This is a genomic window from Anabaena sp. UHCC 0399 (genome assembly GCF_034931465.1).
Taxonomy (GTDB): Bacteria; Cyanobacteriota; Cyanobacteriia; order Cyanobacteriales; family Nostocaceae; genus Trichormus; species Trichormus minutissimus.
This window is the reverse complement of record NZ_JAYGGZ010000003.1, coordinates 1-24,141: the sequence shown is the minus strand read 5'-3', so window position 1 is coordinate 24,141 and position 24,141 is coordinate 1. Positions and strand designations below refer to the sequence as shown.

Below are 24,141 nucleotides of genomic sequence, written 5' to 3'. Positions count from 1 at the left end.
TTCCTGCTCATGGCGACGGAATTGACACTACCCTGATGACCACGGAAGGGTTCAGCCAAAGACCAGACCACATCCTGATGACCACGGAAGAGAGTGAATGCTTTCATCGCTTGTTGCAGGCTATTCGGAACTGGAGCGAGAATTTGCTCTGGCATTTTCTCCAAGTTCTCACCTATGGCTTGTATTGCCATAAATAAAGCTTTGAGGGGTTCTACAGCAAGTATTTTCTTGATAGTTGCCGCTTTTTCTTGCAACAAAGCTTCCGTGCGGACTTTGAGAGCAATTTTTCGTTCGGCAATGCGTTCTTTTTCATCAACATCACTGCACTGATAAAACTTTTTAGCCTGCGATGATAAATAAGGTTGTAACTTTTCCCAATTTTTCCGCACCTCTGCTAACAATCCTCTGGGCATGAGGTATTGTTCATCTTCTCCCTTGTGCAACCACTCTCGCAAAGCATCGGCGAATTTATCACGTAACCGTCGCAAGTCTCGGTCTTGTTGTCGCCATTCTCGCAACCTCTGCCAACCTTCTATTAAGGCTTCATGAGCTAAATCAATCCAAACTTCTTCTCTGGCTTCGGTGTCAGTTACTATTAAGCGTCCTTGGATCAGCTTTTCTAAAACTTGTTCTATGACTAGCTGCTCATCTGAGTTATCACCAGCAACACTCAACAATTCATTTTTCGTTTGTCGCTGGCGGGTATCCTTATCTGCTGCACCAGTACGCACCAACTTTAAGAAAATTCGCTTTACCCAAGTTTGTTGCAGTTCTGTGAAACCTGCATATAGGTTTTCTGCATGACGATTCAACGCCCCAATTACTCCACTTAGTTCGTTAAACTTAGCAACTGTCAACTGGTGAGTTTTTTGATCGCGCTGTTCCCAAAGTTCAGTCAGGGCAAACTGCAATAATGGTAAGCAGCCTTTCTCTTGTCCTAATACTTCTTGCTGAATCGCTCCCAGTAATCCCCTTTCTAATTGATAACCTTGTAACATAGCTGGAGATGCGATCGCTTCTTCTAATTCTGCACCCAACAATGGCGGCATATACACAGCCTGTTCCTGAATTAGTTGTGTCAGCGATTCATAGCTTAAACAGTATTCCAGAAAATCAGCTCGCATCGTAGTGACAATTGCTAACCGCCCTTCAGCAACTTGAGTCAACAACTCAATAAATCGCTGTCTCTCTTCTTCCCTAGCACCAAGGGTAAAAATCTCTTCAAATTGATCTACCACCAACAACCAACGCTCAGAACCAGTCAGCCGAGAAATTACCGAAGATAAACCTTCTGTGTCAATCAACGCCGAAATTTCTCTAATTTGCGTGCGTTCAAACAACTGGGTAAAGGCTCGTTTTAACTCTGCTAACGGTTCAACTCCCGGCATAATTGGTTCTAAGACTCGCCAACCATTTTTTTCTAACACTGGAATCAAACCCGCCCGCACCACGGAAGATTTACCACTTCCCGACGCGCCAATAATCGGGACAAAATTCGCCTGTGCTAGTTTTTGTTGGATGTAGTTAACAACTTTTTGACGACCAAAAAAGAATTTGGCGTGTTGTTTATCAAAAGCTTCTAAACCTCGGTAGGGACATTCTTCACTCACCACCCCAACTGCTACCGGATTTCTCGGCGGATACCAAACTAGAGGAATTGACCTACCACCACCCATATAAATTGCTTCTTGGCCGCTTCCTTTGAGTTTGCGTGTCACAAAGCTCATCAAATCATTGGCGTTGATTTCTCCGGTAGCCTCATCCGCTTCTGAGTTAGCTAACCCGGCTAACACCGCCTGGGTAAAAATTCCACCTTCAGCATCTTCCCTCGCTCTTTCAAAAGCACGGGAGGCGGTAATTAAACAATAGTCTTGTTTACTGTTGAATACCGAAAAACTAGACTTGATAAAGCTTCTCTCTAGTAAAGAGCCTGCATAACAGCAATCCAACAGTACCACCAGGCTGCTGAGTTGGGATTTACTAATCAGGGTATTGAAATCATCAAAGGCGATCGCATTTTGTCCATCTTTACTACAATCAGATGTCGCCAAATATCCTTTCGGTTCTCCTGTCAGGCTAGTTGCTTCAAAGCCATGTCCAGCAAAATAAATTAATGCTTCCGCACCTTTGGCTTTTTCTAGCAAAAATACTCTCAATGCGTGTCCGAGGTCTTTACCCGTTAACTTTTTATCAGGCGTGACTTGCCAAATATTCTCACTCTCGATTAACTTCCCTGGTAATGGCTGAACATCAAACCGACCATGTTGACTTAGTAGCTGTGCGATTTGTGCTGCATCGTTAACGGCTTTTGGTAGGTTAGTGAAGTTCTCATACTTGGCAATGCCAATTACCAGCGCATATCGAGCCATATTTATTTGGCAGATGTTTTTCCGTAATATTACTAGAATAATAACTAAAAAACTAACTGAGGCTCTTAAATGTCAGAAATACAAAGTTTGATTATCAAAGATGATGATCAAGAATACACAATCTATCTAGAATCCAAGACAGCCCCGGAAGTAATAGAAGAGGAAGAGCCTGGATACCGTGATGGTTTACCCACGCTGAATATTAAAGATTTTCAAGACAAAATTCGTGATTATGCCAAGTTAGCTGTTGGTGCATTTAAAAACTTACCTGAAGCTGAGGAGGTAACAGTTAAGTTTGGCATCAAGTTGGGTGGTAAAACTGGCATTCCATTTTTGACGGAAGGCTCGGCGGAGAGTAATTTTGAGATTGAGGTTAAGTATAATTTGTCCAAAAAAGTTACATAATATACTTACTTATTTTCAGGGGACTTTAGCTACCAATAAGCTTTGGTGAAGGTCATTGCGAGCAAAGCGATCGCAATGGCTGTAAATATTGTTACTCACATATTTAGCATAACCGTATTGAGATGCGATCGCCTTCCATGCACCATAATTACAGTTATGCTCTGGAAATTCGCTCTCAAAGCTTAAAGAGTCCTGCAATTTTTTTTAATTAAAAACATAAGCATTTTACTGATTAATGACTATAGTCGTAAATCAAGTCAATTAACCCAAGTTTAATAAATTTCACCTATTTTAAAAAATATTTTTTTTGTTATTATCTTGCGTATCAATCCTTACATATCGATATAAAATATTTTATCTTTCCAATCAATAAATCGAGTCAATTTAAACCCTTCAAAATCATAAAAAACATACAAATTTTCCTAATTGCATGAATTATATCATAGCCCCCTCCTCGCTTGCGAGGAGGGGGTTGGGGGTGGGTTTCTTGTACCTGAATCAACCAATAAAAACTCTATTTTCTATCTTCATTCCGCAAAAAAAGAGCAACTTGGCAACTATGGGATCACGATTTGTTGTAATCTTAATAAAATCTGTTCAGTTTGGCAATACCTGTTTCCAGGTGTATTGTCATGCTATTAAAAAATATCGCTCTGATTTGTTGATTTCGCATTGGAACTATTTTATTTGACGAACGTCTCGATGTCAGCAAATACATAAAAGTACACCCTTGTTGGATCTTCTTCCGGAAAACCTAAACAAACCTGAGAAAATCTGGCACATACGCTCTATTGCTTCCTCACAACTCACACACATGAAATCACCTTTTGTCTTACTCAGCTTAATCAGCGCAGTCCTTTTATCGTCTCCAGTCAATGCAGCTAGACTGCAATCATGGAACTTCAACCCAGCTAAAAATCAACTGAGCATCACCACTGATTCTGAAGTTAAACCAAGGGCTTTTTTAATTAATAACCCGACAAGAATTGTCATTGACCTTCCTCAAACAAGCCTCAAAAGTGATACAATCCGTAAAAGCTTTGGGTCACAAGTAAAAGAAATTCGGGTTGGCAAAGTTGACGATAACACCACCAGAATCGTAGTTGAGTTAGCACAAGGTTATACGGCTTCTCCAGACAAGTTAGTAGTTAAAGGGGAGGCCGGATCAAACTGGATTCTCAACCTATCGGCAATTGAGAAGAGTGATACTCTAATATCTACTGCCAGTGAAGAAAAAGTTTTTATTCCTATCAGTAATAATTCCAATTTTGCAGGTGTTGTTCCTTTAAATAAAGAAATCTCCCAGCTTGATACTGAAATCAAAAAATTGATGGCTCGCTACAGTTCCCTCTCACCAGGAATGTTTTTCTTGGATCTGGAGACAGGAGAATATTTAGACATCAACGGAGAAAAAATATTTCCTGCGGCTAGCACAATTAAATTTCCCATTCTAGTGGCATTATTCCAAGAAGTCGATGCTGGTAGAGTAAAGCTCAATGAAACAGTGGTAATGCGACGTGACTTGATGACTGGTGGTTCAGGAAATATGCAGTATAGAAAAGCAGGGACTAAGTTTAGTCTTTTAGATACTGTAACTAGAATGATGACTATCAGTGACAACACTGCTACCAATATGGTGATTGATAGATTGGGCGGCAAAAATAAATTGAATCAGAAGTTTCGTAGTTGGGGACTGCAAAATACTGTGATTCGCAATCTGCTAGGCGATTTTAAGGGTACTAACACAACTAGTGCCAAAGATTTAGTCCGCGTGGCAGCTTTAATTTCTAATAATAAGTTACTGAGTAGCAGCAGTAACGCCAAAGTTATGGACATCATGGTACGCTGCAAAAATAGAAGTTTGTTACCAGTTGGTTTGGGTAAAGGTGCGGTGATTGCCCATAAAACAGGCACATTAGGAAGAGTGCTAGGAGATGTGGGAATTGTGCAAACACCTTCAGGTAAGCGTTACCTAGCAGGTATTATGGTGGCTAGGCCTTTTGGTGACGCAAGAGCAAAGAGTTTTATCAATCAAGTTTCTCGTCTAGTATATGGCTACTTAGAACAACCAGTATCAGCTAGACAGCTATAAAACTGATACAGCAAAACGTTAATTCGGTGCTGAATAATCAGGAGGTATTTCAAAACAGACTCAGCACTCATAACTTACTATGACTGTTGCGTAATTTATTTTTAGACATAAGCATCGGCAGGGTATCCATCACTGCCGATTATTTATTTGTAAATTTTTCCAGCAATCTTCTTGCTGATAGCAGTAATTGAAACATTTAGTTTGGGAATAATACTGGATGAGCCGCAATTAATTTTCAGGGAGCATTTAAATTAAATTTTGTATAAATATTCCAGTATGTTAGCTATCGGGAGGTAATACATAAATGTATGTTGAAGCACTAGAAGAGGAAATTCATCTTCTCCGGCAGCAAAACGCCGAATTAAAGCAACAATTAGCAACATCCACTCAAGAATCTTGTACAACCATCACCCGACTTGAAGGGGAATTAAAAGCATCCCAACACTTTTTGCAAGTAGTCGTAAACACATTACCCCAGGGAATTTTTTGGAAAGACAGAGACTCGCGATTTTTAGGGTGTAATCAACGTCTATTGCAAGACGCAGGGTTGGCCTCACCCCAAGACATCATCGGTAAGAAAGATTGTGAACTACCTTGGCAAGAATTTGCCGAAGTTCATCGGCAAGATGATGCAGAAGTGATTTCAAGCAATATTCCTAAGCTTGGCTATGAAGAATCGCAAATAAGAGAAGACGGAACTCAAATTTGGCTCAAAATGAGTAAATTTCCCTTGCGTAATGTTGATGGGGAGGTGATTGGTGTTTTTGGTTTTTATGAAGATATCACCGAACGCAAAATCGTAGAAGATGAACGCGATCGCTTCTTCAATATCTCAATGGATATTCTCTGTATTGCTGGCTTTGACGGTTATTTCCAGCGCGTGAATCCCGCAAGTGAGGCAATTCTTGGCTATTCCCAAGCTGAACTACTGTCAATACCCTTTTTGGACATAATACACCCAGACGACCAAGCAGCTACATTAGCAGAAATGTCAAAATTGAGCGAAGGAGTACGGGTTTTTCGGTTTGTAAATCGCTATCGTTGCAAAAACGATTCCTATCGCTGGTTATCATGGATTGCAGTTGCTTATGATAACTATATCTATGCTGTAGCACGAGACATCACTGAGAGTAAAATTGCTGAAGACGCTCTGCGCCAAAAAGAAGCCCAGTATCGCAACATTTTCGAGACTGTCAGTGATGGTATCAGTGTCATGGATTTAGATACTGGCAAGGTTGTTAGTATTAATCCCGCCTTTTGCCAGATGCACGGCTATTCAGAAGAAGAGATTTTTGGCTTAAGTCCCACAGATTATATTCATCCTGATTCTTTTCATTTATTTGAGAAATTCATCACAACAGTTAAGGCTGGAGGTGAGTTTCACTGTGAGGGCTTAGACGTCCGCAAAGATGGTACTTGCTTCGACGTTGAGGTGACAGCAAAACTCTTTAACTACAAAGATAAACCTCACATTCTTTCAGTAGTACGCGATATTAGCGAACAGCAAGCTACACTTCGTGAACGCAAACAAATGGAAGCTCGACTTAGACAACAAGCTCAAGATTTAGAACAAACTCTGCAAGAACTCAAACACACTCAGTCACAAATAGTTCAAGCAGAAAAAATGTCTAGTCTAGGTCAATTAGTCGCTGGAGTGGCCCATGAAATTAATAATCCTGTGAACTTTATTCACGGTAATTTGAGCTATCTAGAAGAACATACACACGACTTATTAAGAATAATTCAGGTATATCAACAACAAAATTTAGCTTATAACTCTGAATTACAGGATTTATATACAGAAATTGACTTTGAGTACATCCAGGATGATTTACCAAAAATCCTAAATTCCATGAAAATCGGTACTCAACGTATTCGCCAAATTGTACTTTCTTTAAGAATATTTTCTCGTATAGATGAAGCCGAGTTCAAAGAAGTGAATATCCACGAAGGTCTTGATAGTACCTTAATGATTTTGCAACATCGTCTCAAAGATCAACCAGAACATCCAGCTATTCAAGTTATTAAAGATTATGACAAATTACCTTTAGTAGAATGCTACGCCGGACAACTTAATCAAGTATTTATGAACATTATCGCCAATGCTATTGATGCTTTAGAAGAATTAATGATGAAAAAGCCTGAAATTTTGATTACTCCACAAATTCATATTCATACGAAGATTATAGATAAAAATTGTGTCTCTATTCGCATCACAGACAATGCTATGGGGATGTCTGAAAAGATTCAAAAACAAATTTTCAATCCCTTTTTCACTACTAAGCCTATTGGTAAGGGAACAGGTATGGGAATGTCTATCAGTTATCAAATCATTACAGAGAAACATGGCGGCAAACTAGAATGTTACTCAACTATAGGAAAGGGAACAGAATTCATCATAGAAATTCCAGTTCGACATTAAGCAGCTATTGATAATTAAAGTGATTAAAGACGGATGCCAAATTTTTCAGGATTTTTCCCAAAAAAAGCCTTTAAATATTAGTCATATTTAGCTCTAATTTTTGACTCCAGTTAGTTTATTTGCATAGTATTAGTTAAAGTTTACTTATTACTCATCACTCAGCACTACTCTTGGTATTGTGTTAACAACTTGGGAATATAATCATACCCATCGACACCAATAATAGCAATAATTTTAGGGCGATGTTGTTGGAGTAAATTTTGGAAAGCTTCTACTCCGATCTGCCCTTGTAGAATTATTAGTAATCCTGCTGGTTGTCGCCATTCACGCGAAGCTATTTGTTCTAAAAGATACATTCCTAAACAACCAGTGTAAACAGCTTTTTCAAAATTATGTAATTGATAATAAGCTTCAGCTAGATAAGCTAAATTTCTACCTTGCAGATATAAATCGCCAGAAATTTGGGCTGTTTTAAAACCATCTTCTAGATATTTAATTGCATTTTGTGAGTCTTCAATTACTAAATAAGCAATACCCAAGCTGCTGAGACATAAGGCTTTACTTTGAATATCACCTAGTTTCTCTGATAACTTTAATCCTTGTTCTAAATAGTTAATTGCTGTTTCATAGGTTTCTGGTTCTACTTGTTCCAGTTGTTGTGCTTGCATGACTTCGCTGTAACCTAAGTTTACCAGGGCGTTGGCTTCTCCTGTGCGTTGGCTTTGCCCGCCGTAGGCATCGCCTACTTGTCGGCTTAACATTAATGCTCTTTGACTATTATTAATCGCTTCAGGATAATTTTTCTCTTGCACGTAAGTACGGCTTAAGTGATTGAGATTGGCAATTTCACAGGGGCGATCGCCTGAGTTTCTGGCAATTTCTAATGCTTGCTCATGAAAATGTATAGAACGCTTATATTGTCCTAAAGCACGTTGAGAATACCCTAAAAGTGTCAAAATTCGCGCTTTTTCCTGAGTTCTCGCCACTTTCTTCAATGGTTCATCTAAATAATCTAGGGCATCTCGCAAATAACTACCAGAAAAGGACGCAAAAATCCCACCATAAAGGGGAAAATAGGGACGCTGGGCAAAGGTGCGTAAAATTTGGAGCATGATTTGTGATGCGCCATTACTGTACACTGCTTGACTTTGGAAACCACTTGCCAACTGACTCCAAATGACAGCAAAGGTTAAAAAGGTAGAAATCGATAATTTTGAGCCGGCTTGAATATTGTATGCTTGTTGGTCAAACCAGCTAACTAACCCCCGTTGCAAATACTGCAAGATTATCGCTATTTCCACCCAATCGCTGAGGGTGAGATTACTTTGGGTTTCTGCAAATGAAATGGCAGATTGCTCTACTGCTAAGGTACGTAATAATTTTTGGGGTAACTCACTATTAACTTTTTTCGCCCAAGTTCCCCAAGGGCCAGTTTCTCCAGCGACACCGCCAAATCCTAGGGCTTGATTTGACTCATACATCCAGCTAACCAAGTGGTCTTGCAACCTTTGCCAAGCAGCTAAACCACGGGTAATGCCTTGGGATATCTGCGCTATATCTTCATTAAACTGGGCAAATTGTTGTAAAGATTTGGATAATTGCTGTAGTTGGGATATGTTCAGGGGATTTTTCAGATTGGGGTCAGTCAGACGCAAGAATATAGCTAGACGTTCATCAGCCGCAGCTGTCGTAATTTCTTGAGAGGCGGAGGCGATCGCTTCTGTAGTTTTATTTTGTTCTCTATACCGTTGCCATTGACTTTGAATTGTCTTAATGGCTCGTAAACTCCGGTTAGCCTTAGCTTTTTTCAGTTCATCTGTTTCACTATCTACCTGAGTTTGGATGGCGTTGAGGCGATCGCTCAAACCTAACTCGAAGATTTCCCCCGTGCCAGCTAAGATAGTTTTTTGCAGCATTTGATACACCATCTCTACAGAGCTAATTTTGCCCTGGAGGGTGAGTTGGACAATTTCATCAATCAGTCCGAGATAGCGATCGCGCAATGGCAATGAGTCAGACACTTTAGTTAATAGAGAACTTCACGTCAATTCCCATTCTAGTGTGAGGAGAGCTACTAGTACAAAAAGCCAAAAGGCATTCATGCAAAACAAAGCTTATGCAACACCGAATCCTGTATACTCTCGCACATAGGGAGCTTGGAAACCTAAGACAATATCTTGTTTAGGAATCCCCATATTAGCTAACTCATGGGCAATTTGCAGTTCAGTTGAGTTATGTTGTACCCAAATTTTGCCGTCTTTGATGTCTAGATGCAAGACGCAGCCATGCACTCTACGATCACCATCCCAACCTACGTTCATTACCTGATAATGGTCTTGCTGAATATCGAAAACGGTTTGTGATTCGATTTCACCATTGGCGATGGGGATGGCAGTATAATTTCTCAGGAGTGTTTGAATGCAATCGCGGTAATTCTCTAGTTTATCCATTGTACAATCACCTCCTGAATTGGATTGTAAATAAGTCGCTTAATTTGATATCTTTCAGTTCACTATTCACTGATTGAACCCGTCACCTCACCAACTGCGCGGCGGAATTGAAAAACTGACGACACAATCCTTTAGTAATCAAAACTGTTGTGAGTAAGTTGGCGAAAGCCACCATAAAAATAATCACAATTTCGTAGGATACAGCCTCTAGGGGTGTGATACCAGCTAGTAACTGTCCCGTGGTAATTCCAGGGATAGCTACCATTCCCACTAAAATCATTTGGTTAATTGTCGGTAGTAATGCGGCGCGGATGGCTTCCTTGCGGTATTGACTGGTGGCTTGTTGAGGGGTTGCGCCTAAACTTAAGTGCGTTTCGATTTCGTTGGGAAAGGTGTTCATACTGTTAACTAGACGTTCGCCAGCGATCGCAGCTGCATTCATCCCATTTCCTAACACAATCCCCCCCAGAGGAATGAGATAGCGCGGTTCGTACCATTTATCTGGTTGAATGATTAAGAAGTTGGTATACAGCAATGTCATCAGGGTACTGACAAAAATTGCCCCCCAAACCAAAGGCAATACACCAGGAATCTTTTGACTGATGCGATTTCGTGAGACAATCGCCGTAATCGTCAGCATAACTACTAAAATCGCCAAAACTGCCCAATAATTGTTTAAAGCAAAGATGAAGTCTAATATGTATCCCAAAACAGCTAACTGTAGGATGGTTCTACCAGAGGCGATCGCTAAATTTAACTCTAGTCCCAATCTTTCCCAAGCAGATATCCCAATAGCGATCGCCATTAATCCTACAGCAATCACTAAATCAACCAAATCCAACTTGATTAAATCCTGCATTGGTTATTTATCTCCTCAGAAACACAGGTGACAGGTGACAGGTGACAGGTGACAGAGAAGACGGAAGGAAAGTCTTCCTTTCATTTTTTACTATGCTCTATACCCAATCCCCAGCTTTTCAATGAGTGGATTTGCAATGAGTGGATTTTGGATTGAATAATCTAAAATTCCTAGTCCCCAAAATAGTCAGTTTGCAAACAGGCACTCATAATTTACCACTGATCCAAGTTTTACCCATAAAATTATTCCGGTAATAACCCCTGATTAATACGTATCTAAGGTGACAGTCCTTGCTAGCTTGTTTGAGAAAAATTCCCTGTGCAAAAATTGACAGTCGTAGTGTATCTTTTGTATCTTCAGATAAAATGAAAACTTTATGATCCAAAGCATAAATTTTGTTCCAGCTTTTGATATCAAGCAGCAATATGCCTCTCTAGAAGCAGAAGTTAGTGCTGCTGTGGTAGAGGTTCTGGCTTCTGGCCGCTATATTGGCGGCCCTTTAGTGGAAAGTTTTGAGCAGCAGTTTGCTAATTATCACGGTGTAAGTGATTGTGTAGCTTGCAACTCAGGCACTGATGCGTTATATCTGGCACTACGCGCCTTAGAAATTGGTGCAGGTGATGAAGTTATTACTACGCCTTTTACATTTGTCGCCACAGTCGAAGTGATTATTTCTGTGGGTGCGAAGCCAGTGTTTGTAGATATAGATGCAAAGACGTTTAATCTGGATTTGCAACAAGTCGCAGCAGCAATTACACCCCAAACTAAAGCGATTATCCCAGTGCATCTATTTGGACAGCCTGTGGATATGACAGAACTGATGGCGATCGCACAATCTCACAATGTAGCCGTGATTGAAGATTGCGCTCAGTCTACAGGTGCGATTTGGGATAATCAAAAAGTTGGCAGTATAGGACATTTTGGTTGCTTTAGTTTCTACCCTACCAAAAACCTGGGTGCTTGCGGTGATGGTGGAGCGATCACCACTAATGATCCGATGCTAGCTGCTAAGGTGCGGATCATTAAAGAGCATGGACAAAAAAACCGCTATCAATATGAAGAAATTGGGGTAAATAGTCGTTTAGATGCCATACAAGCCGTAATTTTGCAGATTAAGCTACGTTATCTCGATAAATGGAATCAACAACGTCAGGCGATCGCAGCTTATTATCAACAATTCCTCACTCAAATTCCCAGTATCATTGCACCGCAAGAATTAGTTGGTGGTGTGAGTGTATGGAATCAATACACTATCCGCGTATTAAGTGAGGGACAAAATGGTGCTACCGCCACACACCGCGACTCGGTACGCAATCAACTGCAAGCAAAGGGGATAGGTTCAATGGTTTACTATCCTTACCCTTTACATTTACAACCAGCCTATCAACATCTTGGCTATCAGCCAGGACAATTACCAGTAGCAGAGCAAATTTGTCATGAGGTGTTATCTTTACCCATGTTTCCAGAATTAACACCCCAGCAGCAAGAACAAGTAATTTATGCTTTAAAGGATATTCTGGTGTAGAGGGACTGGGGACTGGGGACTAGGGATTTTAGATTTTGCGGAAAGTTCTGTAGGCGGGTTTCCCGCTGTAGGAAACTTTTCAAGACGGATTTTAGATTTTGGATTGAATAATCTAAAATTCACTCATTGCAAATCCACTCATTGCAAAGCTGGGGACTGGGGATTGGGGACTGGAAAGACTTTGTTCCCAATACCCCACTCAGCACTCACAACTCAGCACTCACAACTCACAACTCAGCACTCAGCACTCAGCACCGGCTAAACGCCGCGCTACCGCTAACAGCACTCAGCACTCAGCACTCAGCACTCAGCACTTTTGTATTTGCCAAGGCTTCTACTAAACCACGCACAGCAGCAATCATCGCCACTTCGCTATTGAGTTGGTTGATTGCAGAACCGACACCCACACCAGCCGCACCAGCTGCGATCGCCAATGGTGCAGTCACGTTAGAAATGCCAGAAGCACACAATACTGGTACTGAGACAGCACGAGAAATTTCATAGGCTGCGGCTAAGGTAGGAGCAGCTTTTTCAATTAATCCCAAGCTTCCAGAGTGAGATGGCTGGCTGCTAGTACCGCCTTCAGTTTGGATGATGTCTGCACCAGCTTTGACTAGTTCTTCAGCTAGTTGTACCTGTTGATCTAGTTCTAGAATATGAGGAACAGTCACAGATAAGGTAATGTTTGGTAGGAGAGCGCGGGTTTGATATGTTAACGCCAAGACTTCCTCGGCTTCAAATTTGCGCCCTTGAGCGTAAAAAGCATCGAAATTACCGATCTCAATCAAATCTGCGCCAGCAGCTACTGCTGAGACAAATTTTTCTGGTTCTACTGCGGATACACAAACGGGTAGGTTGATTAATTTTTTAGCTAGCTGCACTAAAACAGGATCAGCTGCAATATCTACAAAAGTTGCACCACCCAGTTCAGCTGCTTTCATAACGGCTGCGACACGATCAGCATCAAAGTTGTTCAAACCGCTAATAACTTTCAGGACACGGTGGTTAGTAAATGCACTGTACAGTGTAGAAGGCATTGCCATAGTTGTTCTTTTGAAGCTACGAAAATAACCTCTATTTTACAGCCCCTTAGGGACTTCCAAGTAAAAAAATATCCCGTCGCTTTGATGGCAGGAAAGCAGGGGGAGGGATAATCGGTTTGATTTCAGAAATTGGATAATTTATTTTTTGGAGTTCCCTAATCTCAGTACAAGGGACTCCATGCAAAGTTTCAGCTAAATTACCTCAACTGTTAGAGTTAAGATATCATCTGTTTAATTTCAGTCAAGCATTCTATCGGGTTTCAGCAGCATTTGTATTCACAGGGCATAGCAGATTAATTGGACACATCGCTACAATCCAGCAATTTATAATCTCTCCCAAGCGAGATTATAAAAACAAAAATATCAGTATTTATATAAATATAGAGAGAGAAAGTTTTTGCCAAAACTATCTAAATTTTTATGATCTTAAGGTCAATTTTTTAGTCTATTTTTGACTAAAATTAACATATTAAGATTATTTTTAGCTGTTTACCCAAATAAAAAAATGAGTTTTAGAGATTGGGCAACTAGGGTAATATTAATTTCTCTAGTGTTCTTGGCTTTGAGTATGGCACTGTTGATTGGGGAATTAACTAAACTAAAAACTAATACAACAACATCAGAGCCGGCAGCGATCGCCTGGAGTTCATACCCCCAAGCAAAATTACAATCTGATCAGATCCTAGCGGAAAAATCTCAAAATCTGCTCAAATCTTCTACAAATAATGATCAGAGTAGAGGTAGATATGAAACTACAAAGGCTTTTAGCAAATACAACCCTCGATATGTAGTGGCGGCGGTGCATCCTAGCAACTATGGAGAAAGGTATAGTAAAGATGCGAATGGTGCAGTTTTAAATAATCAACCTATTATTGTTATTCACGAAACTAGTAATAGTGCATCTAGCGCGGTGAATTTTTTTCAAACACCCCATGAAGATGAAAATGTGCAAGCGAGTTACCATGCCATCATTGCATTAGATGGAACTGTGATTTATCTTGTCCCTCCCCAATATCGAGCTTTTGGTGCAGGTAACTCTGTTTTTGATGGCTCAGATGGGGCTGAAACCGTCGAAACTAAAGCTAATTTACCCCCATCTGTGAATAATTTTGCTTATCATATTTCCTTAGAAACACCACCAGACGGACGCGGGAATAATTTCTTAAAATCTCATAGTGGCTATACGGAGGCACAATATCATTCTTTAGCTTGGTTAATTGCTCAAAGTCAAGTTCCAGGCGATCGCATCACTACCCATAAAGCCGTAGACCGTTCTGGAGAAAGAGTTGACCCTTTAAGTTTTGATTTTGATAAATTTAGGGGTTTACTCGATAACTATCGTCAGGTTAATCCAGTCTATTCAGCATCGCCACAATAGTAGACAAAGGGACTTCAGCAAAATACTGCTGCTGAAAATGTTCTTCGCTGATGGCGGCTAAAAACTGTGCAACTGCTACATCACCCTTGGTTTCGGAGACAGTGCTGGGATTCCAACTAACTTGCAAATCACGGTCTTGTCTTGTGACAGTGAATCCCCAATATTTTAAAGCTTTAATTCCCAAAAATAAGGCGCGATCGCTAATCTTCAGTTTCTCTAAAAGTTGGACACGGGTAACTAGTTGATTTGTCCGACTCAGGTATTTAGCAATACCAACTAAAGTTAGCCAAATTTCCTTCGGTGGTTGATGGTTAGGTTTAGACCAAGCGATCGCTAATTGTTGATTATTATATAGACATCGCCGCCACCAAGCGCGTAAATCATCCCAATGAGTAGGGCATTCTTCTAGGATGAGGGATTGGGGACTGAGAACTTGGGGGGGACTGGGGAGATTGCGCCAATCTAGGATATGTGCGGAGTGTTGGGTGTTGAGTTCTGAATTTTCACTGGGACGGACGGCAATTAATCTGATTTCATAGCGTTTTTTATAGGTGTTGTAGTCTAATTCTGCAATGCAATCACACTTACCTAGGGGTAATTCTTCTTTGTAGTGTCCCCACCAAATCCCAGGAAAGGGATTTTTGGTAGAATCATCGCGAATATTAAAATCAGTCTTAATATACTGTACTTTTTTCCCTTGCCAATCTTGCTGATTACGATGCCAAGCATTCTCAAACCAGCAGTTCTGAATGAATAATTTGGGTACAGGGTTGCCCATCCCACAAGGTTCTAGCAGTTTCAGTTCTAAAAATAACTCTTTACCTAAATCCGCTACTGTGACTACTATATCCGCTTTGACTGTAGGGGTAAGGTTGACACTACCCAACGATTGCCGCAATTGCTGATTAATCGCATCCCTAAATAAAGGAATATTCTCTACTGGTAAACTCAACCCAGCCGCAAAGGGATGTCCGCCAAAGCGATGCAACAAATAAGCTTGGTCTTTCACCAACTGGTATAAATCGACGGAGTTTACCGAACGGGCAGAACCTCTTGCCAGGGGAGTGGGGGTAGAATTTTCAGTAGTCCCTTCTGTACTTAACAAAATAGTTGGGCGACCGGTTTCTTGGGCGACTTGTCCGGCGACTAAGCCTAAAACACCCGCCGGCCATTGGGGGTCTTCTAGGACAATAACGCTAGTAGTTGAAAGGTCTAATTGGGTGAGTTTTTGGGTTACTTGGGCTTGTACGTCTTTTTGTAGAGATTTGCGGCGGGTATTGGCAAGTTCTGTAACTTCTGCTAATTCGTTGCAGTGTTTTACATCCCGACTGGTGAGTAATTCCACGCAGAAACTAGCATCACCTTGGATGCGACTAACGGCGTTGATGCGGGGGCCTAAACCAAAGGAAATATCTGTGGGGCGATCGCCATTTTTCTGGCATAATTCCAATAATCGCCCTACTCCTGGTCTACGACGCATGGCTGGTGGTTGTTGCAAATCAGCTTGCAGTCTTTGAATACCCAACTGTGCTAAATATCGACAATCGCCAGTTAACTGGACTAAATCGGCAATTAACCCGACTGCAACTAAATCTAATAAATTCTCTAAGGGGTCTTGGGGAATACTAGGTAATTTTTCATATAGAGCTTCAACTAACTTATAAGCCACCGCCACCCCAGACAGATGAAACAATTGATGATCCTGCGGTAAATAACGAGGATTAATAATTGCTGTAACTGGTGGACGTTCTGCGGGTAAAGTATGGTGGTCTGTCACTATCACATCTATACCTAATTTTTGGGCATAGATAATTTCATCAATATTTGTACTGCCAGTATCGCAAGTAACTATTAATTTACAACCTTGTTTTGCTAAATTATCTATTCCTCGTTCATTTAAACCGTGGGATTCTTTTAAGCGATTGGGAATGTAATAAGTTAACTGTTGATGTTGAATAAAAAATTGTCCTAACCCATCCCAAAGTACAGATGTAGAAGTGATACCATCCGCGTCAAAGTCTCCCCAAATGGCTATTTTCTCACCTGCATTCCGTGCCTGTTGCAAGCGTGCCATTGCTAGTTGCATCTCTTGCTCAAACTCAAATGGGCTAGCTGGTTGATATGTTTTATGGTTAATAAAAGCAGCTAATTGTGATTTATCTTTAATACCCCGTTGCCAGAATAATTGGGCTGCAAATAATCCACTTGATGCAGGCGTATGCTGTTTTATTAATTGAATAAACCACTCTGGGGGTTGTTCAGGCGTTGTTAAAATCCACTGCATTAGAGAATATGCAATTAATTTTGCACAGGTATTTGTAGCAGATTTCAAGTGAGTGGAGTACATATACTTGTAGGGGCGCAAGTATATGTACCCCTACACGTGTACCTCATTCAAACGAGAATCACTAGATGATTCACATCTGCGGAATCTAAGATTGATTATTCATCCAGTCTATAATTTTATCCAATTTTGCTTGCAGTTTAGCGTTTTCCTGTTCTAAATATTCCACGCGATCACGCACAATTTTCACCTCATCTAAAACAGTAGCATTCGCAGGAATCAGCCAAGACATCCGCGCTTGAGAATAACTAGCAATCTCAGCTAGAGAGCGCATATCTCGACCAAAACCCATTAAAGCTGGGCGTTCCACATAAGTAACACGATGTAAAACCCGCCAAGTTTTATTAGGACGACCACTTTGAACTTGACGTAAAGCACGAGCTTCTTCATCATTAGTAGCTAACCATTCTGGATCAACTACATATCTGAAGAAATCCAGATAATTATCGGTACTGTTTTCCAGGTAGAAGCTCATCATGCGGAAGCGATCTACTTTTTCCCCAGGTTGGAACGGAATATCATTTTCATCGGTAATCCCCAAATTTTCAATGCCGCTTAAATCCACCTTTAACTCCATACCCTTGCTACTCGCTTGGGTCTTGGTCATGGTTTGGGTCATATTCGTTGTGGCTAAAGCAGTTAGTCCACCAGATGCCTTGAAAATACTGATATCTCCTTCATATCCCAAACCGCCACTGAGAGTAAATGACCCACCAATGGTATGTTCTGCGGTATTAGCAAAGCTTTGTTCTTCAACCCGTAAACCACCATCAGCATCCCAAACGTAGGTATTGACGATATTGCGTTTACCAGAGCGAACTAGGATATTTTCCATCGTTTTTTGCCATCCAGCAAAACTTTCTAGGGCGTGGGTACGCTGTTTAATATCATCAATACGAGAACTGATTTCTTGTTTACGTTGTTGTCCTTGTTTTTGTAAATCTGCTAATTTAGCTCCTCCTTCTTCTTTAATTTGAGTGACTTGTGCTTGTTTTTGTTCATCAGTTAATTCCTGACCAGTAGTATCAATCGTTTCCGCACCTTCACTTAAGCCTACACTTTGTAAGGGAGTACCAGCACCTGCTTGACGATTTAACGAAGTTTGATCAACTAAATTAGAGTTAAAGTTATCAAAGTAAGATTTGCGCTCTTTATCAGCTTTTTCAATTTGTTGTTTGAGGTTGTATGCTTCCATCAAACGGAAGTAACTAGCAGGATAAAGTGAGCCATATTGCGATCGCATTTCGGGAACATGAGCATAAAATTCATCATTGGCTGCACTACTTCCCACTAAACCATCTAATGAGCCATTCATCACATAAGCCGGATTCATTAAGAAGGTAATAGTATTCACATCAGGGGGAATATCCTCTACTGGACGTACTTCATACCCGACCATTTTCTGAGAACGAGACAGACGAGTAATAAACACATCTGCTAAACCAGAAACAACTAGGGCATAACCCACATTTTTAGGCATGAAGCGACGACCATAATGGGAGAATTTAGCAGTTACTTCTGGCGCACCTCGTAAATCTAGACGATCTGTGGTGACAAGGGAAGAACTAGAAGTAATATTACTTTCATTCAGGCATTGATAACTCATATCTAAAGTGCCTTTAATACCGGTTTTGGTACTTTCAATTTGGGTGGCGACACCAATTCCGCCAAATGTTTGAGAATCCACCCCTAAGAAAATATCAGCACTAGCTCCTAAACCAGCATCCTGAGAGCGATTCCAACTGTACTCCACATCTTCAGAAGTGGTGAGTTCTACTGAAGTAGCACCATTGTATTGATAATCTCCATCAATATTCAGATTCTCACTGGGAACAGGAGGCGCACCTTCGATATAACCCAGAAGTGTGGGTTTGAATTGAGCATTGCCAATCCAAATTAACTCTAAATTTTCAATGCGTTTATCGGTGAGGACTTCGACTCCATTATGAGTGGGATAGGCAAACATCCGGCGCATCATTGCCGATTTTTGTTTGCTGATGGGGTCAATATCATAAGTACCGTATTCCACACTGGTAATTAAAACATCGGTGCTAGTGATGCTTTTTCCTTGATTGAGAGGTAAAGAATCGAGGGATAGTACATTACTCATGACAGGGAAAGATAAATCATTGGTTGTGGTTAAAGCAGCACCACCAGTAACCGTGCCATTAATACCACCAACTAAACCAGTAACCGTAGTTCCAGTCATACTATCTAAACGCCAATATCCCACTAAGTTCGCTTCTGTACCGATTAGGCGTTTATTCATAGTGGACTGAATTTCTACTTGGGTACGGGCTTTATTCCAAATCCGCACTTCTGCTATTTTGCCTTTGAAGAAAGCAGTATTAGGACTGTTTTGATTATAATTTGCACCAATTAAAACATTAGTAGTTTTATCGGCACTGCCACCGACACTGATATTTCCAGTACCTGCGGGTTGTCCATTGATATAGAAACTAATCAATGAGCCACTATAAGTAACAGCAACATGATTAAATTTCCCAGTTTGTAATGTTCCCGAAGAGTAAATTATCCAGGGTGGAACATTGTGATTAATTCCTAGTTTTTTCTGACCATCTACCAAGAAGTTGAATGAACCGTTGATACCACCATTCCATTTAGAAATAATGGACATATTCACGCCTGTTGCATCTGGATTAATCCAGGCTTCAATAGTGTAGGATGCTGTACCGGGGAAGGCTATGGCAGTTGGATTACCCAAATTGATATAATTATTTGTCCCATTAAAGACGACAGTAGGAGCAGGGACGAGAGTAGAAACAGATTGTTTAACAACTCTAGGAGTAGCAGTGGTTAAAGATGCGCCAGAAACCTTGCCATGATTATTTTTGGCTAAATCAAAAACCTTAGTCGTTGTGCCTTCAAGATAAGTGCGATTGAGAGGCAAATAAAGCTCTAAACCCTTTTCTTTACCTTTGAGACGGTTGCTGATATTAGCCTGAATTTCGGCTGCGGTACGAGCTACACTCCAAACTCGGATATCTGCCATTTGCCCAGTAAAAGGCTCTTTCTCTCCACCATTCCAAACTCCTGCTCCGATTGTCACGGGATAGGTTGAAGTTCCATAATTGGTTGTTGTACTTCCTCCCTCTACTTTTTTCACTCCGTCAATGTAAAGAGAGACTTTTTGACCATCACCAACTACAGCAACGTGATGCCACTCATTAGCAGAATAGGGATAAGCAGTTTTGAGTAGGTTAGAGTTATTTGTCCAGATTGCTAATTCTTGAGATATTAGCCCAAATTTTACCAAATCATTCTGACCAAAAAGACTTGTAGTACCAACAAAAGATGCAGGTTTAATCCAACCTTCCATAGTAAAGGCAGAACGGTTATTGAGGAGACTAGATGGGATAGTAATATAATCTCCATTACCATCAAAGTTCATTACTTGGGCAATGGGAGCGGCTAAAACTTTGGTATTACCCCACCAATTTGCACCGACAATTGTGCCATTATTACCATTTCCTGTGTAATCCCGTGCTTCATTACCAGAACCTTCATCAAGACGATGATAGCTCACTAAACCAGGTTCATTTCCTGTTAAATAAACTTGGCTATTTGCCAGAATTTCTGTATCTTTGAGAGCAATATTCCAAAGGCGGACTTCAGAGATTTTACCGAAGGCTTCTCCACCTACTTGAATATTGCCGATATTTTGGATAACACTGTTGCTTTTAACGTTACATTCCCCAACTTTCTTTGCATCAAGATAAAAGATAGTTTTTGAGGTAACTGTTTGTCCGTCTGTTACGGTTGTTCCGACTACAGCTAAATGATGCCAACCTGGAGATAGTTGCGATAGATCATAACCATTGGCAGCATCATTAGTTAAAGTGCTATTGATAAGGCAATAGTAAAAGGTTTTATTGACATCAGTACAGACATATTTTCCGTCTTTAATAACAATTTGGCGATCACCTCCGGTGGGGCGTAGCCCATCGCCTGATGATTGTGCAGTTAAAGTATTCCATTGGTTTGTATCTGCTAAAGGATAGACAAAATTGGCTTCGATTGTCCAGTTGTCGCTTAAGAAAATGCCGTTCCCACTGAGGTCAATTCTTTGATTACCACTATTACAATTTAAACAAACAGGTGGGCGATCAGGCAACCATTGTTCAAAGTAGCTATTAACTTCATCAGCAGTGGCATCAAAGACACCTTGACGCAGTTTTCCTTGTTGATCAAAATAACTTAACTGCACCATCCCTTCACAGGTTTCTAAAACCGTTACTCGACTCGCAGAATCAATAAAATCTAGAATTGCTCCTGTTGTTACCAAATCTCCTTGAGAGGCAATTTCTGGCATGGTTGGCAGGGTTTGTTGAGTGCTTTTTACTCCATTTAGAAAGTCAGTGTTTAAGGTGTTTAACTGAGTTTTAATTGTGGTAATTTCTTGGATGACTTGAGCAAGGAAAGCATCCCAAGCATCTTTATCTGTAGCAGTAGCAGTTAAAGCCAAATTCAGTCGGTTTAATTCTTCTTTGGCCTGGTTGAGTTGCTTGAGTTTTGCTTGCCAATTTTCGTAGGCGATCGTAATATTCTCATTGGTCTGCTCACCTGTGGAAATTAACTTGACTTTTTGGTAATCGTTAATCGCCTGTCCTACCACTTCTAGCCCCATATAAGAGCGACCAATTACCTGAACTCTCTGATTATCTCCTCTACCTTGAAAGGACATAACGTAGTAGCCATCACCTGTGGAAGTAAACTTGACTTTCTGGTTATCGTTGTTAACCGAATATGATGCCAGTTCTAGTCCATAATAAGAGCGTAAAACAACTTGAACTACAGCAATCTCTCCCATCGATTTCAAGGACAGAACATAGTAGCCATCACCCGTTGAAGTAAACTTGACTTTCTGCCAATCGCCAATCGGCTGTGCTACCAGTTCTAGTCCAAAATAAGAGCGTAAAATCCCTTGAACTCTCTGATTATCTCCTCCAGCTTTAAAGGAAAGTACAGAATAGTAATTAAATGGACTATCTTTTTCGGTATTGTACTTCGCTAAAAGGTTTGACTCTTCAGTTGTCAAGGTGGCAACTTGTGCATTTAATGTCTCAATCTTTGCTCTAGTTTCAGCTTGGGCATTGTAAGCTGCAATTTTGGCTTGTAATTCTCGTTTTTCTTTGAATAAAGCTCCTTCGTGATTCTCTTTTAATTGCAGTTCTTTCAATTTAGCTGTTAATGTTGTTTGATTATCCACCAAATTCGTTAAATTCACATTATCGGTATAACTAGCTTGGGTAATTACATCAGAAACTTTACGAATACGATGTTTACGAACTTCTAAATTATTCCAAGTTCCAGTAATATTAGAAATTTCAAAACAACGAATTAAGTTAACTTCATCAGGTACGGTAAAACTACAGGAAGCGATATACCAACCACTTTCTGATGCTAGTTTAATTTCAGTTACATTTCCTGGAAATGAGAGTTTATTCCCAGAACGATGGCTTTTTTGTCCCCAATAGGTGCAGTTAAAAAGTTTTGTTCCATTCACATTATTCGGATCAATTGCTGGAGTTACTTTAAACTCAAATGTTTCTTCATAACTAGCTTGTTGAGTAACAGCAAATAGCTCTGGATTGCGATATTGGACTGCGTTTGTAACGGCATCTCCTAACTTCCGATTGAGGGTGACAGCACTTACATAACAATCACCGTACACAATCCCATCGTTTTTGTTAACAGAAAAATCAATGACTTGACGTTGATTATCTTCATTAACTGCAATTCCTCCTAACCGCCAATAGCCCACTAAGTCTAATTCTTGCCCTGTCAATCGCAGATACATACTATTTTTGATTTCTTCGGCAGTACGGGCAACTTTCCAAATGCAAAGTTCCGCCACAGTGCCATCATAGTAAGCAACGTTAGCATTAGTAAATTTTCCTAAATGCAAGATAGCGGTTTTGGGAAGCGATCTTTTATAGCCAGTTCCACTGTGCCACAGCTTACCATTGTGATAAATTTTCATGTCTCCGGTGGTGGCATTTTTGGTAAATGCCCAATGCACCCATTCCCCTTGATATTCATTCGGTTGGGCTGCTTTTTCAATGCGGTCATATCCATTACCATCTGCCCCGCAATCAAAGTAAATTGAACTGTTTGAATAAGGCAAATGGATATTTAAAACTCGCTCATTATTAGCACCATTGGCATAAATAATTGCAGTTTCTTTCGGTAATTTTTCTCCCCTTTTCGCCCAAAAACTGACGGTGATTTCATTACCAATGGGCATACTTTGGGGTGGAAGTTCTACATAATCATTTACACCATTCAAAACAATGCCCCGACGTTTTAAAGACTGTAGTTTTAAATTAACGGCTTCTCCAGTTTGCCAACGCAAATTATTAATAGCAAAGTTTTGGTCGTCAACTTTGGTAATAGGATAACTGCCATCATAGCTTGCAGTATCAAATATTTGGACTTCATCCCCATTTTCTAAGCCATGATTTTCGGCTTTGATTCGTAATTTTCCAGTAGATGTAATTTCATATCCGGTAATGATGCCATCAAAGACTATAGCCTGTTCTTCTGGTGGTACAACTTGCCAGATTCCTAATTCAATATCACTGCTATTTTCTACCCAAGGTGCATCAATTTCAAAGGTAGTATCATCAATTTTAGTAATGTGATAGTGACCATCATAAGCACTTGTTCCTTGAATGGTAATTTCTTGACCATTTTTGAGAATAGAAGCTTCTGCTGAAGTGACTTGAACATTGGGAATACCATCACTAATTACCCGATTTAAGGCGGTAATTGTTCCTTCTGGTGGTGGTGCAGCAATGCCAATAGTTTTAATTTTATCTAAAGTATTGAGGGGAAGTAAAACCTCTCGAATATTACTACGCAGAATTGAGGTAGTGGGAGTCTCATTAATTTGAGATAATGTGCCATCTCCTAAAGCCGTAAAATTAATGGTTGCTACTTTGTCATCATTGGTGACAATGGCTAACATGACTTTAGTTGTATCCCGCATTAACTGTGATCCTGCTTCGGTTTCACGGGATGACTGCACATAGAATTGGGTCGCACTAATGCCATTTCCTACTTGTAGATTTAAGTCAAGAGTGCGGTTCCTAATCCCTGGACGATTGCGAGGAATTAGTGTGGGATTATCTACTGATTTAGGTTCAAAGATGGTGTAATCATGAACATTAAATAAACCTTCTTCCGAAACTCGGAGCGAATAAAGGTCTATTTTCTGAGTTTGGCTATTAT

Annotated in this window: 13 protein-coding genes; 5 read left to right on the top strand and 8 right to left on the bottom strand. The window is 40.4% G+C overall.

Going from position 1 to position 24,141, the window contains the following annotated elements:
- Nucleotides 1-2,369: caspase family protein (locus VB693_RS01985; protein WP_323264835.1), on the bottom strand; the 2,369-nt coding region annotated here is incomplete at its 3' end.
- 69 nt (nucleotides 2,370-2,438) lie between these two features.
- On the opposite strand from VB693_RS01985, the gene VB693_RS01980 reads away from it, so the two are divergent.
- Nucleotides 2,439-2,774, top strand: coding sequence for a CU044_2847 family protein (locus VB693_RS01980; protein WP_323264834.1), 336 nt, complete (start codon nucleotides 2,439-2,441; stop codon nucleotides 2,772-2,774).
- Nucleotides 2,775-2,789: 15 nt separating this feature from the next.
- On the opposite strand, the gene VB693_RS01975 is transcribed toward VB693_RS01980, so the two are convergent.
- Nucleotides 2,790-2,972 (bottom strand): hypothetical protein, encoded by a 183-nt coding sequence (locus VB693_RS01975; RefSeq protein WP_323264833.1) that lies wholly within the window; start codon nucleotides 2,970-2,972, stop codon nucleotides 2,790-2,792.
- A 616-nt stretch (nucleotides 2,973-3,588) separates the two neighbouring features.
- Here VB693_RS01975 and VB693_RS01970 point away from each other — a divergent pair.
- On the top strand, nucleotides 3,589-4,866 hold the full coding sequence (locus VB693_RS01970) for a serine hydrolase (protein ID WP_323264832.1): 1,278 nt from the start codon (nucleotides 3,589-3,591) through the stop codon (nucleotides 4,864-4,866).
- Nucleotides 4,867-5,170: 304 nt separating this feature from the next.
- The gene (locus tag VB693_RS01965; RefSeq protein WP_323264831.1) at nucleotides 5,171-7,288 is read left to right on the top strand and encodes a PAS domain S-box protein; all 2,118 of its coding nucleotides are present in this window, start codon (nucleotides 5,171-5,173) and stop codon (nucleotides 7,286-7,288) included.
- 164 nt (nucleotides 7,289-7,452) lie between these two features.
- On the opposite strand, the gene VB693_RS01960 is transcribed toward VB693_RS01965, so the two are convergent.
- From VB693_RS01960 to VB693_RS01950, 3 genes are all read right to left on the bottom strand, one after another.
- Entirely contained in the window at nucleotides 7,453-9,309 is a 1,857-nt protein-coding gene (locus VB693_RS01960; RefSeq protein ID WP_323264830.1) for a tetratricopeptide repeat protein, read from the bottom strand.
- Nucleotides 9,310-9,402: 93 nt separating this feature from the next.
- Nucleotides 9,403-9,738, bottom strand: a complete 336-nt coding sequence (locus VB693_RS01955; protein WP_190700806.1) for a XisI protein — start codon at nucleotides 9,736-9,738, stop codon at nucleotides 9,403-9,405.
- A gap of 82 nt (nucleotides 9,739-9,820) precedes the next feature.
- A complete protein-coding gene (locus VB693_RS01950; protein ID WP_323264829.1) occupies nucleotides 9,821-10,597 on the bottom strand; it encodes an ABC transporter permease in 777 nt (258 codons plus the stop codon).
- A 376-nt stretch (nucleotides 10,598-10,973) separates the two neighbouring features.
- On the opposite strand from VB693_RS01950, the gene VB693_RS01945 reads away from it, so the two are divergent.
- The gene (locus VB693_RS01945) at nucleotides 10,974-12,122 is read left to right on the top strand and encodes a DegT/DnrJ/EryC1/StrS family aminotransferase (RefSeq protein ID WP_323264828.1); all 1,149 of its coding nucleotides are present in this window, start codon (nucleotides 10,974-10,976) and stop codon (nucleotides 12,120-12,122) included.
- A gap of 293 nt (nucleotides 12,123-12,415) precedes the next feature.
- On the opposite strand, the gene VB693_RS01940 is transcribed toward VB693_RS01945, so the two are convergent.
- On the bottom strand, nucleotides 12,416-13,165 hold the full coding sequence (locus VB693_RS01940; protein ID WP_323264827.1) for a DUF561 domain-containing protein: 750 nt from the start codon (nucleotides 13,163-13,165) through the stop codon (nucleotides 12,416-12,418).
- Nucleotides 13,166-13,670: 505 nt separating this feature from the next.
- On the opposite strand from VB693_RS01940, the gene VB693_RS01935 reads away from it, so the two are divergent.
- Entirely contained in the window at nucleotides 13,671-14,543 is an 873-nt protein-coding gene (locus VB693_RS01935; RefSeq protein ID WP_323264826.1) for a peptidoglycan recognition family protein, read from the top strand.
- On the opposite strand, the gene recJ is transcribed toward VB693_RS01935, so the two are convergent.
- Together recJ and VB693_RS01925 are read right to left on the bottom strand one after the other, a co-directional pair.
- The gene (gene recJ / locus VB693_RS01930) at nucleotides 14,512-16,827 is read right to left on the bottom strand and encodes a single-stranded-DNA-specific exonuclease RecJ (RefSeq protein ID WP_323264825.1); all 2,316 of its coding nucleotides are present in this window, start codon (nucleotides 16,825-16,827) and stop codon (nucleotides 14,512-14,514) included. The two genes, VB693_RS01935 and recJ, sit on opposite strands and share 32 nt — an antisense overlap.
- A gap of 148 nt (nucleotides 16,828-16,975) precedes the next feature.
- Nucleotides 16,976-23,938, bottom strand: a complete 6,963-nt coding sequence (locus VB693_RS01925) for a LamG domain-containing protein (RefSeq protein WP_323264824.1) — start codon at nucleotides 23,936-23,938, stop codon at nucleotides 16,976-16,978.
- Between the last annotated feature and the right edge of the window lie 203 nt (nucleotides 23,939-24,141).

What these genes read in the sequence shown, in the direction of transcription:
- VB693_RS01945 (WP_323264828.1), top strand. Translation starts at nt 10,974, where the DNA reads ATGATCCAAAGCATAAATTTTGTTCCAGCTTTTGATATCAAGCAGCAA.
- recJ (WP_323264825.1), bottom strand. Translation starts at nt 16,827, where the DNA reads ATGCAGTGGATTTTAACAACGCCTGAACAACCCCCAGAGTGGTTTATT.
- VB693_RS01935 (WP_323264826.1), top strand. Translation starts at nt 13,671, where the DNA reads ATGAGTTTTAGAGATTGGGCAACTAGGGTAATATTAATTTCTCTAGTG.
- VB693_RS01950 (WP_323264829.1), bottom strand. Translation starts at nt 10,597, where the DNA reads ATGCAGGATTTAATCAAGTTGGATTTGGTTGATTTAGTGATTGCTGTA.
- VB693_RS01965 (WP_323264831.1), top strand. Translation starts at nt 5,171, where the DNA reads ATGTATGTTGAAGCACTAGAAGAGGAAATTCATCTTCTCCGGCAGCAA.
- VB693_RS01970 (WP_323264832.1), top strand. Translation starts at nt 3,589, where the DNA reads ATGAAATCACCTTTTGTCTTACTCAGCTTAATCAGCGCAGTCCTTTTA.
- VB693_RS01955 (WP_190700806.1), bottom strand. Translation starts at nt 9,738, where the DNA reads ATGGATAAACTAGAGAATTACCGCGATTGCATTCAAACACTCCTGAGA.
- VB693_RS01980 (WP_323264834.1), top strand. Translation starts at nt 2,439, where the DNA reads ATGTCAGAAATACAAAGTTTGATTATCAAAGATGATGATCAAGAATAC.
- VB693_RS01940 (WP_323264827.1), bottom strand. Translation starts at nt 13,165, where the DNA reads ATGGCAATGCCTTCTACACTGTACAGTGCATTTACTAACCACCGTGTC.